The organism is Promicromonospora sp. NPDC019610 (assembly GCF_044389365.1).
Lineage (GTDB): Bacteria > Actinomycetota > Actinomycetes > Actinomycetales > Cellulomonadaceae > Promicromonospora.
Genome location: NZ_JBIRXX010000002.1, coordinates 1,067,610 through 1,083,285, shown reverse-complemented (window position 1 = coordinate 1,083,285; position 15,676 = coordinate 1,067,610). Strand labels below are relative to the sequence as shown.

Below are 15,676 nucleotides of genomic sequence, written 5' to 3'. Positions count from 1 at the left end.
GGTCCGCATGAGCGGATCAGCACGACGAGAGTGAGGCGACGATGGACCGCCAGCAGCTGGCCGACTTCCTGAGGACGCGCCGCGAGGCGCTCCAGCCGGAGGACGTGGGGCTGCCGCGCGGCCCCCGTCGGCGCACCAGCGGGCTGCGGCGCGAGGAGGTCGCGGCGCTGAGCGGCGTCTCCGCGGACTACTACAGCCGCATCGAGCAGCAGCGCGGGCCGGTGCCGTCCGAGCAGGTGCTCGCGGCGATCGCGCACGGGATGCGCCTGGACCTCCAGGAGCGCGACCGGCTCGTCGAGCTCGCGGGGCACGCCGTGCCACGCCGGGTCCGGCGCGGGGACCACGTCAACGTCGGCATGATGCGGATCCTCGACGGTCTGACGGACGCGCCTGCCCAGGTCGAGAACGTGCTGGGCGAGACCCTGCGGCAGACCCGGCTCGCGGTGGCGCTCCTGGGCGACGAGACGTCGTACACCGGGCCGGACCGGGTGCGGGCCTACCGGTGGTTCACCGACCCGCACGCGCGGGACCGGGTCCCCGAGGAGGACCACGAGCGTCACGGGCGCACGCTCACGGCGCGGCTCGCAGCCCTCCAGGCGCAGACGGGTCCGCGGTCCCCGGCGGGCGAGCTCGCCGTCCGGCTGCGCGCCCTCAGCCCGGAGTTCGCGCGGCTGTGGGACGAGCACCCCGTCGTCGGCCCGTACTGCGAGCCCAAGCGGCTGAACCACCCCGCGGTGGGCCTCGTGGAGCTGCACGGCCAGACCCTGCTCGACCCGGACCAGAACCAGGCCCTCACGGTCTTCACCGCGGTGCCCGGCACCGAGAGCTACGACCGGCTCCGGCTGCTCTCGGCCGTGGGCTCCGTCTGAGGCGCTCCCGGGCACCCGCCCGGACATCGCGCGGGCTGCGCACGGACGACGCCGGCCGGGAGGCTGGCGGGCTCCCGGCCGGCGTCGTGCGCACCCGGTGCGTTCGAGCGCGGTGTTCGAGCGTGGTGTTCGAGCGCGGTGCGCCCGCTCAGTCCGAGGTGGCGCGGACCGCGGTGATGATCGTCTCGGCCACCGTGACCGGGTGCGACACGCTGATCGCGTGCGACGCCCCGGGCACCCCGGTCACCGCGCGGGCGCCGGCGCGCTCGGCCATGAACCGGATCAGCTCGGCCGGGATGTTGCGATCGGCCTCGCCGTACACGACCCACGACGGGAGGGTGCGCCAGGCCGGCTCGGCCGCCACCAGGTCGTCGGTCAGCGCGGCCTCGGTCACGGGTCGCTGGGTGGCGGCCATGAGGGCGGTGAGATCTTCGTCGACGTCGGCGGCGAACTGCTCGCCGAACACCTCCGGGCGGATCGCGAGCTCGTTGCCGCCCGTGGAGACCGGGTAGGCCTGCAGGGCCGCGCCGAGGGTGCTGCCGGGGAACTTGGCGGACAGGTTGAACGCGTTCTCCCCGGTGTCCGGTGTGAACGCCGCGACGTACACCAGGCCCACGACCTTCGGGTTGCCGGCGGCGGCCTCCGTGATGACCATGCCGCCGTAGGAGTGCCCGGCCAGGACGACCGGCCCGGGGACGGAGGCGACGACGTCGCGAACGTACTGGGCGTCACCCGCGACGGACCGCAGCGGGTTGGCGACGGCGACCACTGGGATCAGCTGCTGCTGCAGGTGCCCGACGACGGCGTTCCAGCTCGACGACTCGGCGAACGCCCCGTGGACCAGGACGACGGTGGGTGTGGTCATGACTGCTCTCCCTTGCTCTCAGTTCGTGTGGTCTCGATGCCGAGCGCCTTGCGCAGCACGTGGACGGCCTGCTCCAGGGCGGCGGTCGTCGCGGCGGTGCCGCGCAGGGGGTTCAGCATCAGGAAGTCGTGGATCGTGCCGTTGTAGCGGATCGTCGTCGTCGGGACGCCGGCGGCCAGCAAGTTCCGCGCGTACGCCTCGCCCTCGTCCCGCAGCACGTCGTTCTCGTCCACGACCAGGAACGCCTCGGGCAGCCCCGCGAGGTCCTCGGCCGTGGCTCGTAGCGGGGACGCGGTGATCTCGCCGCGTCGCTCCAGGTCGGGCAGGTAGGCGTCCCAGAACCACGCCATCGCCTTGGCCGTCAGGTGCGGGCCGTCGGCGAACTCACGGTAGCTGCCGGTGTCCTGCCCGGCGTCGGTCACCGGGTAGTACATCGACTGGTGCACGAAGGTCACGTCTCCGCGCTGCTTGGCGAGGATCGCCAGGGCGGCGGTCATGTTCCCGCCCACCGAGTCGCCGACGACGGCCAGCCGCGTGGCGTCCAGCCCCTCGGCGGCGCCGTCGCGGGTGATCCACCGGGCGGTGGCGTACGCCTGCTCGATCGCCACGGGGTACTGCGCCTCCGGCGACCGCGTGTACTCCACGAAGACCACGGCGGCGCCGACGCCCACGGCGAGCTCGCGCACGAGCCGGTCGTGGGTGCCCGCGTTGCCGAGGATCCAGCCGCCGCCGTGCACGTAGAGGATGGTCGGCAGCGGCGTGGGCAGCAGGTCGGGCAGCAGCTCCTGCCCCGGTCGGCCCGCGCCGGCCGGGCCGCCGAGCGGCTTGACGATCCGGACCTGCACGTCGCCGACGTCGGCCGGGACGGTGATCCACTTCTCGTCGACGGCCGGCTTCTCGATCGGCGCCGCCTGGACGTCGTCGAGCAGCTTGCGGGCTCCCTCGACACCCAGCTCGTAGAGCAGCGGGGGTTTCGCGGTCGCGTCGGCGAACGCCTGGGCCGCCGGTTCGAGCACGTGCTCGCTCATGTCTGTCTCCTTGCTCGCTCTGTTCTTGCCAGCTTTCTTGCCAGCGCTGTTTCTTGCCAGCGCTGGTCGCCTGCCACGTCCTGCCTGCTACCGAGCCTGTGGATGCATCTCGATGGGTCAGCTCGGCCGGGTGGCGGCGCGAGCAGCGCAGGACAGGGCATCCGGGCCGTGGTTTGTCGGCCCTACACGTACGACCGGTCGGGGGCGCCGGCTGTGACGGACGTTCGTCCCCGAGGTGAGTTCATGACCGCGTCAGGCGCCCCCGAGCAGTGCGGCCCCGAGCAGTGCGGCCCAGAGCCGGGCCTCGACGTCGCGGCCGCCGCCTTTACGGAGGTCCGCCCGTAGCTCTTCGGGATCGTGTACCGGATGCTCGGCTCGGTCGTCGAGGCGGGGGGCGTGCTGCAGGAGACCTGGATCCGCTGGCACACCACGGACCGGTCCGTCGTCCGCGACCCGCACGCGTTCCGGACGGCCACCACCACGCGGCTCGCCATCAACGTGCTGCGGGGCGCGCACACGCGGCGCGAGACGTACGTCGGCCCGTGGTTGCCCGAGCCGGTGGACACGAGCCACGACCCGGCGCTCGGCGCGGATCGGGCGGAGGCCCTGGACGTCGCGGTCCTGGTCCTGCTGGAACGCCTGACGCCGACCGAGCGCGCCGCGTACGTGCTGCGCGAGGCGTTCGACCACGCGTACGCCGACATCGCCGATATCGCCGACATCGCCGACATCGCCGACATCGTCCAGCTCTCGCACGTCGACGGACACTCGGCCCTGGGCCTGGAGCGAGGCGGCGAGCTGTTCTGCGTGCTGACGCTCACCGCCTCGGACCAGGGTGTGCACGAGGTGCTGTGGCAGATGAACCCCGGCAAGCTGGGCCGGTCAGGCGGGGCTGGTCAGACGGGCCGGCCGGGCGGGGCCGGCCGAGCCGGGCCTAGGCCGCCGGGTTGAACGGGATGCCGGCCGGCTTCATGCGCTCCAGCCAGTAGGCGAAGTCGCCGTCGTCGATCTTGATGCTCGCGCCGCCGAAGTCGGCGCTCATCAGGCGGTCGCGCAGCGTGGTGCTGGGCCAGCCGTTCCAGCCGACCACCGGCGGGTAGCGCCAGGTGCCGTAGTGGTTCTCCGGCGGGTCGTCGTTGCCGTTGGCCAGGCGGAACAGGTGCGTGCTCGGCCCGTCCTTGTGGTAGACGATCTTGGGGTGCGACCCCTCGAACCGGACCTGTGAACGGGGGTACGTCGCCGAGCCGCTGTGCTCGGTGATCGAGACGTGCTCCACCTGGTTGGTCGACTGGTCGACCCACACCACGACGTGCTCCCAGTCGTGCCGGTGGCTGCCGACGGCCACCGGGCCGTCCATGGTCTGGTCCTTCTCGAAGTAGCTCGCGTACATGACGGCGCACCAGCCGTTGTTGCACCTGTCGCGCGCGTAGGTCTGCGACGCGTCCAGGTCCCACTGGTCGCGGCAGCTCCCGTTGACGGCGCCGCCGATCGCGAGGCCGGTCGCCGGCGTCCCGTCCGGGCCGATCGCGGACGTCGCGTAGCAGCCGTCGGTGTCGTAGTCGTAGGCGGGGGAGAAGGACTGCTCGTACCCGCCGGCGTTCTGCGGGAGGTTCGGCGGCGGGTCGGCCTGCGCGGCCGTGGCGGGGGCGACGAGCGCGAGCAGGGTGACGACGGCGGCCGCGGCGATGCGACGGGTCTTCGGGAGCGTGAGGCGGGGCCTCGGCCGGGGTGCGGGGGAGGTCGGACGGTCCGTGCGTTCCATGACGGGCCTCTCGTGAGTCCTGCGCTGTAAGTCCTGCGCTTCAGGTGCGTGGGCGGGTGAAAAGCCGAGCAGGCGGATGCTATTGCCGCTGGTGACGCCGGGGCAATGAGGGTGATCGCTTACACGGGCGGACGCCGTTGACCGCGCACCGCCGGGGTCGCTATGTTCTTTATGGGCACAATCGTTCGGATAGCGAACATCGAGCACCTCGTACAGCACCACGTACAGCACCCACGTTCAAGGGAGAACCTCAGTGCGACGTACTTTTTCTGCTGCCTCTACTGCCGCCGCTTCTGCTGCCGCCGCCGCCCCTGTTCTTGCCGCCGCGACGGCGGTCCTGCTCCTGGCCGCGTGCGGGGGCACGACCGAGGCCGGGTCCGGTGGCTCCGGGGACGGCGGGTCCGGCTCCGGGTCGGGCGGCGGACTGACGCCGGTCACGGTCGGCGTCATCCCGATCGTCGACGTCGCACCGATCTACCTCGGCGTGCAGGAGGGCTTCTTCGAGGACGAGGGCCTCGACGTCACGCTCGAGCTCGCGCAGGGCGGCGCCGCCATCGTGCCCGCCGTGGTGGCCGGCGAGTACCAGTTCGGGTTCAGCAACGTGACGTCGCTGCTCGTCGCGTCGTCGCAGGGGCTGCCGCTCAAGGCCGTGGCGCCCGGCAACTCCACGACGGGCGTGACCGGCGAGGACTTCAGCGCCGTCGTCGTCCCGGAGGACTCCGACGTCCAGGACGCCGCCGACCTGTCCGGCCGGACCGTCGCGGTCAACACGTTGAACAACATTGGCGACACCACGATCCGCAAGGTGGTCGCGGATGCGGGCGGCGACCCGGCCGCGGTGGAGTTCGTCGAGATGGCGTTCCCCGACATGCCGGCCGCCGTCGCCGGAGGTCAGGTCGACGCCGCGTGGATCGTCGAGCCGCACCTGACCCGGGCGCTGCAGGACGGTGCGCGGGTCGTCGCGTCCAATTTCGCCGAGACCGACCCCGACCTGCTGGTCGCCGCCTACTTCACGTCCGACCAGCAGATCGCCGCCGATCCCGAGACCGTCGAGGCCTTCACCGCCGCCATGGAGGAGTCCCTGACCTACGCGGAGGAACACCCCGACGAGACACGCGCGGTCCTGGACGCCTACACCGAGATCGACCCGGCCGTGAAGGAGGCGATGGTCATGCCGCGGTTCGCGCCCGGGCTGGAGGCGTCGTCGTTCCAGGTCCTGGCCGACCTCGGCCTGGAGCAGGGCCTCTTCGACGAGGCCGTCGACGTGAGCACGCTGCTGCCGTGAGGCGTGTCGTGAGCCCGGCCGCTCTGTCCGGCGTCCGGCCCGGCGGGCGAACCGGAGCCGTGCCCGCCTGGGCGCTCGGCGCGTGCGGGGTGGCGACTCTGCTCCTGGTCGTCGAGCTCGTGCCGCGCCTCGGGCTCGTGAGCGCCCGGTACCTGCCCCCGACGTCGCAGATCCTGGCGGCGCTGGCGGAACGCCTGGGCCGGGCCGAGTTCTGGACGGCCCTCGGACAGACGCTGACCACGTGGTTCACGGGGCTCGCGATCTCGCTCGTCGCCGGCGTCGTCCTGGGCGTGGTCATCGGGTCGGTGCCGCTGCTGCGGGCCGTGACGGTGTCGACGATCGAGTTCCTGCGGCCGGTGCCCTCGGTCGCGCTCATCCCCGTGGCCATCCTGCTGTACGGCACGGGGACGGCCTCCACCCTGCTGCTCGTGGTCTACGCGAGCTTCTGGCAGGTCCTGGTGCAGGTGCTCGCCGGCGTGCAGGACGTCGACCCGGTCGCCTCGGACACGGCGCGCTCGTACCGGTTCTCGCCACTGACCCGCGTCCGCACCCTGGTGTGGCCGACGGCGCTGCCGTACGCGATGACGGGCCTGCGGCTGGCCGCGAGCGTGGCGCTGATCCTGACCGTGACCGGGGAGCTGCTGATCGGCACCCCCGGGATCGGCAAGCTGCTCGGGGTGGCGCAGTCCTCGGGGGCGGTCGCGCCGATGTACGCCTACGTGGTCGTCGCCGGCCTGCTCGGCGTCGCGGTGAACGTCGTGGCCCGCGCACTGGAACGCAGGACCCTGTTCTGGCACCCCTCGGTCCGCGGGGAGCGTTCGGCATGACGGGCGGGGTACGGTCAGCAGCTGGGGCTGGGGCTGGGGCTGGGGCTGGGGCCGGGGCCGGGGCGCTGCGGGTCCTGCGGTCCGTGCTGCTCGTCGTCGGCCTGCCCGCCGTGCTGCTCGTCGCGTGGTGGCTCCTGACCGCCGGCAGCACGGCGTACTTCAACCCGCCCCTGCGCACGATCGTCGGCACGTTCGGCGAGACGTGGTTCGAGGCCCCGCGCGGCGAGGGCTTCGGCGGGAGCCGCGTCGCGACCGACGTGGTGCCGAGCATGCTGCGGCTGCTCGCCGGGTACGCGGTCGCGCTCGTCGTCGGCGTCGGGCTGGGGGTCGCGATCGGGTCCTCGCGCGCGCTGCGCGCCTACGCCGAGCCGGTGCTGGAGTTCTTCCGCGCGATCCCGCCGCCGGTGCTGGTGCCGGTCCTGATGCTGTTCCTCGGCATCGGTACGCCGATGAAGATCGTCGTGATCGCCACGGGCTGCCTGTGGCCGATCCTGCTCAACACGGTCGAGGGCGTGCGCGGCCTGGACCCGGTGCTGCGCGACACCGCGCGGGCCTACCGGCTCGGCCGCGTGGCGATGGTGCGGCGCCTCGTGCTGCCCGGCGCCGGCCCGCAGATCGTGACCGGCGCCCGGCAGGCGCTGTCGATCGGGATCATCCTGATGGTGATCAGCGAGATGTTCGCGGCCAAGGACGGACTGGGGTTCTCGATCGTGCAGTTCCAGCGCAGCTTCGCCATCCCGGAGATGTGGAGCGGGGTCATCCTGCTCGGCGTCGTCGGCGTGCTGCTGTCCGTCGTCTTCCGGGCCGTGACGAACGCGGTCCTCGGCTGGTACCTCGGGTACCGGCAGTCGCAGAACGGAGGTGCCTGAGATGAGCAGCTCGGCTGACGGAGCCGGCCCGGCCGAGAAGTCGGGGCCCGCCGGCGGGGCGCGCCTCGCCGTGCGCCGCCTGCGCAAGGTCTACGACGGCGGTGCGGCGCCCGTCGAGGCGATCGCCGACCTCACGTTCGAGGTGCGCCCGGGTGAGCTGGTGTGCGTCGTCGGACCCTCGGGCGCCGGCAAGACGACACTGCTGCGCTGCGTCGCGGGCCTCCTGCCGCCGACGTCGGGCGAGGTGGTGCTGGGCCAGAAGGCGATCACCGAGCCGCCGCAGGGGATGGCGGTGGTGCTCCAGGAGTACGGTCGCTCCCTGTTCCCCTGGATGACGGTCGCCCAGAACGTCGAGCTGCCGCTGCGCGAGAAGGGCGTCGCGAAGGGCCGGCGGGCGGAGCTCGTCCGCGAGACCCTCGCGGCCGTCGGCCTGGACGACGTCACCGGCGCCTACCCCTGGCAGCTCTCCGGCGGCATGCAGCAGCGGGTCGCGATCGCGCGCGCCGTCGCCTACGAGCCGCAGGTGCTGCTCATGGACGAACCGTTCGCCGCCGTCGACGCGCAGACCCGGTTCGACCTGGAGGATCTGGTCTGGGAGCTGTGGCGGCGGCTGGGCATCACCGTCGTCTTCGTGACGCACGACATCGACGAGGCGATCTACCTGGGCGAGCGGGTGCTCGTCCTCTCGGCCCGGCCCACGGTGGTCCTCGAGGACGTCGCGATCGGCCTCGGCCCCGACCGGGACCAGCTCGAGACGCGCTCCGCGCCCGAGTTCGCCCGCCTGCGCACGCACGTGTACGAGCTCGTGCAGCAGGCCAAGCAGGGTGTGCGCAGCCTCGCCGAGGCGCGGTTCACGCACGCGGTGGGGGGAGCGGATGCCTGACCTACCGGAGTCTGGGCTGCCTGAGCTGCCTGAGCTGCCTGAGTCTGGTCTGCCCGATCCTGGTCCGGGCGGCGGTGCGGATGAGGGCGAGACCGACCCGGGCCGTTCGCCCGAGTTCGTGCAGTCCCTCGAACGCGGCCTCGCGGTGATCCGGGCGTTCGACGGCGACCGGCGGTCCCTCACGCTGAGCGACGTCGCGCGCGAGACGGGGCTCAGCCGCGCGTCGGCGCGCCGGTTCCTGCACACGCTCGTCGAGCTCGGGTACGTCGCGACCGACGGCCGCGCGTTCACGCTGCGCCCCGCCCTGCTCGAGCTGGGCTACGCATATCTCTCGAGCCTCACCCTGCCGGACATCGCGACCCCGCACCTCGAGAAGCTGTCCGAACGGGTGAGCGAGTCGTCGTCCGTGGCGGTGCTCGACGGCGCGGACATCGTCTACGTCGCCCGCGTCGCCACGCGCCGCATCATGAGCGCGACGATCCGGGTGGGCACGCGGTTCCCGGCCTACGCGACGTCGATGGGCCGGGCCATCCTGGCCCACGCCGAGCCCGCCGCGCTCGACGCCTACCTCGCCCGCGCCGCGCCGTCGGGCAGGCTCGAGGCGCTGACCCCGCGCACGATCACCGACCCCCAGGACCTGCGGGCCGCGCTCGCCGAGGCGCGCGAGCAGGGCTGGGCGCTCGTGGACCAGGAGCTGGAGGACGGCCTGCGGTCCGTCGCGGCGCCGCTGCACGACGGGACGGGCCGGGTGGTGGCGGCCGTGAACGTGTCGGCGCCGGTGCGAAGGGGCGAGGTCGCGGAGATCTTGCGGCATGTGCTGCCCCCGCTGCTCAAGGCGGCCGCCGCGATCGAGGCCGACCTGGCCCGGATGCGGTAGGGCCGCGTTCGTGTGGCGGGGCCGCCGGGCGTGCGAACTGCCGACCCTGCTGAACGTCCGACCTGAACCTCTGAACCCGAACCTCTGAACCCGAACCTCTGAACCTGAACCTCTGAACCTGAACCTCTGAACCTGAACCTCTGAACCTGAACCTCTGAACCTGAACCTCTGAACCCGAACCGTCGAATCCCGGGAGGACACTTTGCCCGCACCAGCACCTGAGCGCACCGTCGTCGGCATCGTGGGCGGCGGACCGGCCGGGCTGCTGCTCTCGCACCTGCTGCACCGGTCCGGCGTCGACCACGTGGTGCTGGAGGCGCGCTCCCGGGACGAGATCGAGCACACGCACCGCGCCGGGATCCTGGAGGCGGGCGCGGTGCAGGTCCTGGTGGACGCCGGCCTGGACCGCGTGCTGCGTGACGGGTCCCGGCACGACGGTATCGTGCTGCGCTTCGACGGCGCCGACCACCGCATCGACCTGACCGGTCTCACCGGGCGCAGCGTGTGGCTGTACCCCCAGACCGACGTCTTCGTCGACCTCGCGACCCGGCGCGCGGCCGACGGCGCGGACGGCGTCGGCCGCGAGGGCGCCCAGGTCCGGTGGGGCGCGACCGTCACGCACGTGCTCGACGGCGACACCGACCGGCCCGGCGTGCTCTGGACCGACCCCGAGGGCGCGACCCACGAGCTGCGCTGCGACGTGCTGGTCGGCGCCGACGGCTCGCACTCGACCCTGCGGCACACCCTGCCCGAGGCGCAGCGCCGTACGTTCGTCCACGAGTACCCCTACGCGTGGTTCGGCGTCATCGTCGAGGCGCCGCGCAGCGCGCCCGAGCTCGTGTACACCGCGTCCGACCACGGGTTCGCCCTGATCAGCCAGCGCACCGACACCCACCAGCGCCTCTACTTCCAGTGCGACCCCGACGAGGACCCCGCCGGCTGGAGCGACGACCAGATCTGGGCCGAGCTGCAGCGCCGCGTCGCAGGGCCTGACGGCTTCCGCCTCGTCGAGGGACCCGTCGAGGAACGGTCGGTGCTGCGCTTCCGCTCGTCCGTCGTCGAACCCGTGCGGCACGGCCGCATGCTCCTGGCCGGCGACGCCGCCCACACCGTCCCGCCCACGGGAGCGAAGGGCCTGAACCTGGCGCTCGCGGACGTCGTCGTCCTGCACGACGTGCTGGAGACCTGGCTCGCGGGTACGGGCGGGGCAGGTCGGGCAGGCGAGGGCGGTCGGGCAGGCGGGGCAGGCGGGCGAGGTGGGGCACGCGGCGGAGGCGGGGCACGCGGGGCGGGACGTCGGGACGACGCCGTGCTCGACGAGTACGGCCGCCGCGTCGCCGAGCGGGTCTGGCGCGCGCAGCACTTCTCCGCGTGGATGAGCGGCATGCTGCACTCCCACCCGGGCGAGACGGGCTTCGCCGCCCGACGGCGTCTGGCCGAGCTGCGCACGCTTACCGCCTCGGAGTCCGGCCGGCGGTTCCTCGCGGAGGGCTACACCGGGTGGGGCCCGGTGCTCGGAGAGGGAGTGCCGTGAGCGCGGCAGAGCGGCGGGTGCGCGACGACGCAGGGCGAGGTGCGCAGCGCGACCCGCAGCACGACGACCGGCGACGACGTCGAGAGGGAGACGAGATGACGGAACGAGTTCCTGCTTCAGGAGCCGGGGCGGCGCCCGCCGCTGCGCCTGGTACGGCGTGTGCTGCGGTGCCTGTTGCGGTGCCTGTTGCGGTGCCTGTTGCGGTGCCTGTTGCGGTGCCTGTTGCAGTGCCTGCCGCGGTGCCTGCCGCGGTGCCCGCTGCAGTGCCTGAGCCCCGCCCGGCGTCTGCTGCGGCATCCGACGCGGCGCCCGACGCGGCGTCCGACACTCAGGCGCAGCTCAGCGCCGAGATCGAGGCCGCGCACCGGGCCTACGAGGAGGGCCTGGCGCAGGGCGCGCCGCGGGAGCACGGCCCGCGGCGGGACTGGCCGCCGTACCGCAGCTCGCTCCTGCGGCACCCGACCAAGGACCTGCACCACGCCGACCCGGAGACGATCGAGCTGTTCGCGCCCGTCTTCGGCGAGCGGGACATCGGCGCGCTGGAGTCCGACCTCACGGTGCAGCACGGCGGCGAGCCGATCGGGGAGCGGATCGTGGTGCGCGGCCGGGTGGTCGACGGCCAGGGCCGGCCCGTCCGGCGTCAGCTCGTGGAGGTGTGGCAGGCCAACGCCGCCGGGCGGTACGTGCACAAGCGCGACCAGCACCCGGCGCCGATCGACCCCAACTTCACCGGCATCGGACGCGCGCTGACCGACGACGACGGCTGGTACCGGTTCCAGACCATCAAGCCCGGCCCGTACCCGTGGAAGAACCACTTCAACGCGTGGCGTCCGGCGCACATCCACTTCTCGTTGTTCGGGTCCGAGCTCACCCAGCGCGTCGTCACGCAGATGTACTTCCCGGGGGATCCGCTGTTCGCCCTCGACCCGATCTACCAGTCGATCCAGGACCCCCGGGCCCGCGAGCTGCTCATCGCGACGTACGACCACGACCTGTCGCAGCACGAGTGGGCGACCGGGTACCGGTGGGACATCGTGCTGTCGGGCTCGCACCGCACCTGGACCGAGCCGGAGGACGGCGATGAGTGAGCGGACAGCGGGGCCGACGCCCGCGAGGGCGCCCGAGCCGGCGTCGGACCTGACGCCCGAACCACGGCTCGCACCGATGTCCGCGGAGGCACCCGGGCCCACGAACGCCCAAGTGCCCGAGCCCGCGCGCGAGCCGATGGCCGACCTGGTGCCTGAACCGATGCCTGAACCGATGCATGAACCGACGGCCGGGCGTGGGTCTGAACTGACGCGCGGGCTCGCGCCTCCCGCCCTGCTCCCGCCGACGCCGGGGCAGACCGTCGGGCCGTTCTTCGGCTACGCCCTGCCCTACGCGCGCGGCAACGAGCTGGTCGAGCCCGGCACGCCCGGCGCCGTGCGCCTGCACGGGACCGTGTACGACGGCGCGGGTGCCCCCGTCCCGGACGCCCTGATCGAGATCTGGCAGGCGGACCCGGCGGGCGCCGTCGTCGGCAGGTCGGGCTCCCTCCTGCGCGACGGCACCTTCACCGGCTGGGGCCGCGCCGAGACGGACCGCGAGGGCGGCTACTGGTTCCGCACCCTGACGCCGGGCGCCACGGAGCCGGGTCGCGCCGCGTTCTTCGCGGTGACGGTCTTCGCGCGCGGCCTGCAGGACCGCCTGCACACCCGCGCGTACCTGCCGGACGCCGTCCCGGACGATGCGGGCTCGGACGATGCGGGCCCGTCCGGGGTCGGTCCGCTGGCTGCTGAGCCGCTCCTCGCCTCGCTCGAACCACGCAGGCGCGCCACGCTGGTCACATCGCGCGAACCCGACGGGTCGCTGCGGTTCGACATCCGTCTCCAGGGCGGCCCGGAGGGCGAGGAGGAGACCGTGTTCCTCACGTACGACACGACTGCGCACAGAAGCGCGACGCGCGGTGGCCCGCGGGGCGGCGCCGATGCCTGACGTCGGCCTGCTGACCCCCGGCGCCGACCTCGCCCCGGGGTCCCCGGCCGCGCTCACCGACGACGTGGCGGTGCTGCGGGCGATGCTCCGCGCCGAGGCCGCCTGGGTGCGGGTCGTCGTCGGGCACCAGGCGCCTCACGACGGCGACACCGCTGGCGGTGCCGGGTCCGCTGGTGGTGCCGGGTCCGCCGGCCGCGCCGAGTCCGAAGGCGGTGCTGACCCTGCCGACGCGGCTGGCTCGGCAGGTCCTTCCGGTGCTGCCTCTTCCCCCCGCGCTGACCGCGGCAGCGACCCCGCCGCTAACCGCGGCAGCGACCCCGCCGCTGACCGCGGCAGCGACCCCGCCGCAGACCGCGGTAGCGACCCCGCCGCCGACCGTGTCGTCGACGACATCGCCGATCCTGAGGCCGACCGTGACATCGACGCCGACACCGACATCGACGCCGTCGTCGAGCGCCTCGCCGGGGCAGACGACGACGCGCTGGCCCTCGCCACGCGGCTGGCCCGCGCCGGCGGGGCCGGGGGGAACCCGGTGATCCCGCTGGTCGCCGCGTTGCGGGAAGCGGCGGGGACGCGTCTCGCGCCCGCCGTGCACGCGGGCCTCACGTCGCAGGACGTGCTCGACACCGCGCTCGTCCTCGTGCTGCGCGACGCCGCGCACACCGCGGTGACCGACCTCGACCGGGCGGCCGAGGCGGCGGCCCGCCTCGCGACCGAGCACCGCGCTCGGCCCGCCCTCGCCCGCACGCTCGCCCAGGCGGCGGTGCCCACGACGCTCGGAGCGCGGTTCGCCGGCTGGTTGCAGGGCATCCTCGCCGCGCGGGCGTTCCTGGACGCCGTCTCGGACGCGCTCCCGCTGGCCTACGGCGGCGCGGCCGGCGAGCTGTCCGGGCTGGCTGCGCTGACCGAGGCGACCGATCCGCCTGAAGCAACGAACCCGACCCGGGCGACCGAGCTCCTTGCGACAACCGACCTGGCGGGACCGAGCTCGCCGGCGGGACCGGGCTCGCTGACAGGGACGACCGGGCGCTCCGGAGTCGCTGGGCCGACGGCGCCGGCCGGCAACCCCGGGACCTCGCGCCCCGAGTTCGCCCTCGTCGAGGCCTGGGGCGCGGAGCTCGGGCTGCCGGTCGGCCCGGCGCCGTGGCACGGCACGCGGACGCCGCTGGTCCGTGTCGCCTCGGCGCTCGCCGAGACCTGCGCGGCGCTCGGCAAGGTCGCGAACGACGTGCTGCAGGCGGTCCGCCCGGGGGTCGGTGAGCTGCGCGAGCCGGCCGCGCCGGGGCGCGGGACGTCGTCGGCCATGGCGCACAAGCGCAACCCCGTGCTGTCGGTGCTCGTGCGGAGCTCCGCGATCGCCGCGCCGCACCTGGCCGCGCAGGTGCTCGGTGCGGCGGGGCTCGCCGTCGACGAGCGGTCCGACGGCGCCTGGCACGCCGAGTGGCCCGCCCTTCAGCTTCTTGCCCGGCACACGATCGCGTCGGCGCACGCGGCGGCGGAGCTCCTGGAGGGCCTGGAGGTCGACACCGACGCTGTGGCGCGGAACCTGCGCGACGGCTTGTCCGACGGCAGGTCCGACGCCGGAACCGCACCCGACGCAGGTCCCGCACCCGACGTCGGACCTGCACCCGACGTCGGGGCGGCGGCCGCCGTCGTCGGCCGGGTACTGGACCAGTACGCCGAGCAGAGGGGGCAGGGCGCATGACCGCACGACCCAGGCTGGGCGCCGTCGAGTTCGTGCTGCGCGACACCACACGCCCGTTGCTGGTGCTGGGTCCTTCCCTGGGCACGTCGGTGACGGCGCTGTGGGGCGACGCGGTCGGTCTGCTGGCCGGAGTCCGCGATTCCGCTGATGATGCTCAAGCCGCCGAGGGCGCTCAGGTCGCCGGGGTCGCCGGCGAGCTCGACGTGATCGGCTGGGACCTACCGGGGCACGGCGCTGCGCCGACGCCGTCCGCCGACGAGCTCGACGGGCTGAGCATCGCGGACCTCGCCGACGCCGTCCTCGGCGTCGTCGAGCGCGCGCAGGCGCAGCGCGGGGACGTCGGGGCGCCGTTCTGGTACGCCGGTGTCTCGGTGGGCGGAGCGGTCGGTCAGCGGTTGCTGCTGGACGCGCCCGACCGGGTGCTCGGCGCGGCCCTGATCTGCACGGCGACCTGCTTCGGCGAGCCGTCGGGGTGGGCTGAACGGGCCGAGCTGGTGCGACGCGCGGGCACCCCCACCCAGGTGGAGGCCGCGGCACGACGCTGGTTCGCGCCCGGATTCCTCGACCGCGAACCGCAGGTGGCTCTCCGCCTGCTCGCCGGCCTGCAGACCGCCGACCGGTTCGGCTACGCCGCGGTGTGCGACGCCGTCGGTGCCCACGACCTGCGGGGACGGCTCGGCGCGGTCGGCGTCCCCGTCGTGGCGATCGCGGGCAGCGCGGACCCGGCGACGCCGCCCGCGAAGCTCGAGGAGATCGCCGACGCCGTCCCCGGCGCACGGCTCCAGGTGCTGGACGGAGCGGCACATCTCGCGCCGGCGGAGCGGCCGCAGGCCGTGGCCGACCTGGTGCGCGACCTCGTCCGGGGAAGGGTGACAGCGTGACCGAGAGCAGCGACGTCCCGAACAGTGGCGAGCAGCCCGGCAGCGGCGAGGAGCCCGGCAGCGGCGAAGAGCCCAACAGCGGCGAGCAGCGCGACAGCGGCGAAGAGCCCAACAGCGGCGAGCAGCACGGCAGCGGCGAAGAGCCCGGCAGCAGCGCACGGCCCAACAGGGGCGAGGCGTCGAGAGGGAGTGATCTGCCGGACGGTGACCTCCCCGGCAGCACTGCCCCGGGCGGCGACGTTCCTGACGCCGCCGAGGTGGTGCGGGGTGACGACGCGTCGAGCAGTGCCGATGCGGCCGAACCTGCCGGAGCGCCG

General features: G+C 73.8%; 15 protein-coding genes. 12 read left to right on the top strand and 3 right to left on the bottom strand.

The genetic code is table 11. The features are described from left to right. The first annotated feature begins 41 nt into the window (after positions 1-41). Positions 42-869, top strand: coding sequence for a helix-turn-helix transcriptional regulator (locus tag ACH45N_RS16500; RefSeq protein WP_397395724.1), 828 nt, complete (start codon positions 42-44; stop codon positions 867-869). Positions 870-1,017: 148 nt separating this feature from the next. Here ACH45N_RS16500 and ACH45N_RS16495 read toward each other — a convergent pair whose 3' ends face one another. After that, positions 1,018-1,734 carry an alpha/beta fold hydrolase gene (locus ACH45N_RS16495; RefSeq protein ID WP_397395722.1) on the bottom strand — a complete coding sequence of 239 codons (717 nt, stop codon included), beginning with the start codon at positions 1,732-1,734 and terminating at the stop codon, positions 1,018-1,020. After that, positions 1,731-2,762, bottom strand: coding sequence for an alpha/beta hydrolase (locus ACH45N_RS16490; protein WP_397395720.1), 1,032 nt, complete (start codon positions 2,760-2,762; stop codon positions 1,731-1,733). Before ACH45N_RS16490 ends, ACH45N_RS16495 begins: the two co-directional genes overlap by 4 nt. 366 nt (positions 2,763-3,128) lie before the next feature. Between ACH45N_RS16490 and ACH45N_RS16485 the strand changes: the two genes are divergently transcribed. Then, positions 3,129-3,713, top strand: a complete 585-nt coding sequence (locus tag ACH45N_RS16485) for a hypothetical protein (protein ID WP_397395718.1) — start codon at positions 3,129-3,131, stop codon at positions 3,711-3,713. Here the strand turns inward: ACH45N_RS16485 and ACH45N_RS16480 are convergent. After that, positions 3,697-4,524, bottom strand: coding sequence for an NPP1 family protein (locus ACH45N_RS16480; protein WP_397395716.1), 828 nt, complete (start codon positions 4,522-4,524; stop codon positions 3,697-3,699). The genes ACH45N_RS16485 and ACH45N_RS16480 overlap by 17 nt on opposite strands. A gap of 253 nt (positions 4,525-4,777) precedes the next feature. Here ACH45N_RS16480 and ACH45N_RS16475 point away from each other — a divergent pair, with 253 nt between their 5' ends. The 10 genes from ACH45N_RS16475 (at position 4,778) to ACH45N_RS16430 (ending at position 15,359) form a co-directional block, all read left to right on the top strand. Next, on the top strand, positions 4,778-5,809 hold the full coding sequence (locus ACH45N_RS16475) for an ABC transporter substrate-binding protein (RefSeq protein WP_397395714.1): 1,032 nt from the start codon (positions 4,778-4,780) through the stop codon (positions 5,807-5,809). Then, complete coding sequence (locus ACH45N_RS16470) at positions 5,806-6,636, top strand: ABC transporter permease (RefSeq protein WP_397395712.1); 831 nt, start codon at positions 5,806-5,808, stop codon at positions 6,634-6,636. The genes ACH45N_RS16475 and ACH45N_RS16470 overlap by 4 nt, the downstream gene beginning before the upstream one ends. A gap of 83 nt (positions 6,637-6,719) precedes the next feature. Continuing rightward, a complete protein-coding gene (locus tag ACH45N_RS16465; protein WP_397395710.1) occupies positions 6,720-7,505 on the top strand; it encodes an ABC transporter permease in 786 nt (261 codons plus the stop codon). A gap of 1 nt (position 7,506) precedes the next feature. Next, positions 7,507-8,388 carry an ABC transporter ATP-binding protein gene (locus ACH45N_RS16460; protein WP_397395708.1) on the top strand — a complete coding sequence of 294 codons (882 nt, stop codon included), beginning with the start codon at positions 7,507-7,509 and terminating at the stop codon, positions 8,386-8,388. A 118-nt stretch (positions 8,389-8,506) separates the two neighbouring features. Next, positions 8,507-9,265 (top strand): IclR family transcriptional regulator C-terminal domain-containing protein, encoded by a 759-nt coding sequence (locus tag ACH45N_RS16455; protein WP_397395706.1) that lies wholly within the window; start codon positions 8,507-8,509, stop codon positions 9,263-9,265. A 202-nt stretch (positions 9,266-9,467) separates the two neighbouring features. Then, positions 9,468-10,799, top strand: coding sequence for a 4-hydroxybenzoate 3-monooxygenase (locus tag ACH45N_RS16450; protein WP_397395704.1), 1,332 nt, complete (start codon positions 9,468-9,470; stop codon positions 10,797-10,799). 263 nt (positions 10,800-11,062) lie between these two features. Then, entirely contained in the window at positions 11,063-11,887 is an 825-nt protein-coding gene (gene pcaH, locus ACH45N_RS16445; protein WP_397395702.1) for a protocatechuate 3,4-dioxygenase subunit beta, read from the top strand. A 172-nt stretch (positions 11,888-12,059) separates the two neighbouring features. Then, positions 12,060-12,773 (top strand): protocatechuate 3,4-dioxygenase subunit alpha, encoded by a 714-nt coding sequence (gene pcaG, locus ACH45N_RS16440; protein WP_397395700.1) that lies wholly within the window; start codon positions 12,060-12,062, stop codon positions 12,771-12,773. Further along, a complete protein-coding gene (locus ACH45N_RS16435) occupies positions 12,766-14,478 on the top strand; it encodes a lyase family protein (protein WP_397395699.1) in 1,713 nt (570 codons plus the stop codon). Before pcaG ends, ACH45N_RS16435 begins: the two co-directional genes overlap by 8 nt. Next, positions 14,475-15,359: an alpha/beta fold hydrolase gene (locus ACH45N_RS16430; RefSeq protein ID WP_397395697.1), complete on the top strand. Its 885-nt coding sequence runs from the start codon at positions 14,475-14,477 to the stop codon at positions 15,357-15,359. Before ACH45N_RS16435 ends, ACH45N_RS16430 begins: the two co-directional genes overlap by 4 nt. Positions 15,360-15,676: the final 317 nt, after the last annotated feature.